Source organism: Planosporangium thailandense (assembly GCF_011947195.1).
GTDB lineage: Bacteria > Actinomycetota > Actinomycetes > Mycobacteriales > Micromonosporaceae > Planosporangium > Planosporangium thailandense.
Genome location: NZ_JAATVY010000070.1, coordinates 1 through 1,630, shown reverse-complemented (window position 1 = coordinate 1,630; position 1,630 = coordinate 1). Strand labels below are relative to the sequence as shown.

Annotated in this window: 2 protein-coding genes; both read right to left on the bottom strand. The window is 71.2% G+C overall.

Features of this window, described 5'->3' with window-relative positions:
* The coding region (locus HC031_RS32135; RefSeq protein WP_167929223.1) for an electron transfer flavoprotein subunit alpha/FixB family protein at window positions 1–815 on the bottom strand (815 nt) is incomplete at its 3' end.
* Window positions 816–831: 16 nt separating this feature from the next.
* On the bottom strand, window positions 832–1,611 hold the full coding sequence (locus tag HC031_RS32130) for an electron transfer flavoprotein subunit beta/FixA family protein (RefSeq protein WP_167929222.1): 780 nt from the start codon (window positions 1,609–1,611) through the stop codon (window positions 832–834).
* Between the last annotated feature and the right edge of the window lie 19 nt (window positions 1,612–1,630).

Below are 1,630 nucleotides of genomic sequence, written 5' to 3'. Positions count from 1 at the left end.
CGGTGCTGGATCGCGCCGGAGATGCCCAGCGCGATGTACAGCTGCGGCGAGACCGTCTTGCCGGTCTGGCCGACCTGGAACTGGTGGGGGTAGAAGCCGGAGTCGACCGCGGCCCGCGACGCCCCGACCGCGGCGCCGAGCAGGTCGGCCAGCTCCTCGACCAGCTTGAAGTTGTCGCCGCTGCCCACGCCGCGGCCGCCGGAGACCACGATCGAGGCCTCGGTGAGCTCCGGCCGGGAGCCCTTCTGCTCGGCGACCCGGTTGACCACCGTGGCGAGCTTGTCCGCGTCGGTCAGCTCGACGGTCAGCTGCTCCACCACCGGGCTGGCCGGGGCGGCCTCCGGCGTGACCGAGTTGGGCCGCAGCGTGACCAGCGGGATGCCCCTGGTGACCTTCGACTGCACGATCGTCGACCCGGCGAACACCACCTGGGTGGCCGTGCCGTCGGCGTCCAGGCCGACCGCGTCGGTGAGGATGCCGTTGTCGAGCTTGACCGCCAGCCGCCCGGCGATCTCCTTGCCCTCCTGGCTGGCCGCCAGCAGCACCGCGGCCGGCGCCACCCGCTTCACCAGGGCGGCCAGCACGGTCGCCTTCGGCGCCACCAGGTGACCGGTGATCTCCTCGCTCTCGGCCGCGTAGATCTTGCCCGCGCCGTACTCGGCGAGCTTGTCGGCCATCGCCGCGGCCGCACCCGGCCCGCCGAGCACGACCGCCGCCGGCTCGCCCAACGCCCGGGCCGCGGTCAGCAGCTCGCACGTGACCTTCTTGACGCCGAACGCCTGCGTGGCCTCGACGACGACGAGTACCTCTGCCATCTTGATCGGCCCCTTCTCAGACGAACTTCTCGGACGCCAGGAACGCCACCAGCTGCACGCCGCCGTCCCCGGAATCGGTGACCTTGTTACCGGCCTGCCGCGGCGGACGCTTGCTGTGCGCCACCACCGCGCTGGTCGCGCCGGCGAACCCCACCTCGGCCGCGTCGACACCCAGGTCGGCCAGCGACCTCGTCTCCAGCGGCTTCTTCTTGGCCGCCATGATGCCCTTGAACGACGGATACCGCGGCTCGTTGATGGTGTCCCACACGCTCACCACCGCCGGCGTGGACGCCGTGACGACCTCGTAGCCCTCCTCGGTCTGCCGCTCGATCGTCAGCGTCGACCCCTCCACCGTGAGCTTGCGGGCACCGGTGAGCGCCGCGACCCCGAGCCGCTCGGCGATCATGTGCGGCAGCACCTGCACCCGACCGTCGGTCGACTCCGCACCGCAGATGACCAGATCCGGGGCCAGCTGACGGATCGCCGCCGCCAGCACCTTCGAGGTGGCCACCGCGCACGAGCCGTGCAGGGCGTCGTCGACGACGTGCACCGCCGCGTCCGGCCCCATCGACAGCGCCTTGCGGATCGACTCGGTCGCGTGCGCCGGACCCATCGTCAGCACCACCACCTCGCCGCCGTGGCGCTCCTGGACCTGCAGGGCCTCCTCGATGGCGTACTCGTCCATCTCGTTGATCACATTGTTGGCCGACCCCCGGTCGACGGTGTTGTCGTCACTGCGCAGGTTGCGCTCCGCGCCGGAGTCCGGCACCTGCTTGACGAGTACGACGATCTTCATCGTTCTCCGACGTCCTCCT

What these genes read in the sequence shown, in the direction of transcription:
- HC031_RS32130 (WP_167929222.1), bottom strand. Translation starts at nt 1,611, where the DNA reads ATGAAGATCGTCGTACTCGTCAAGCAGGTGCCGGACTCCGGCGCGGAG.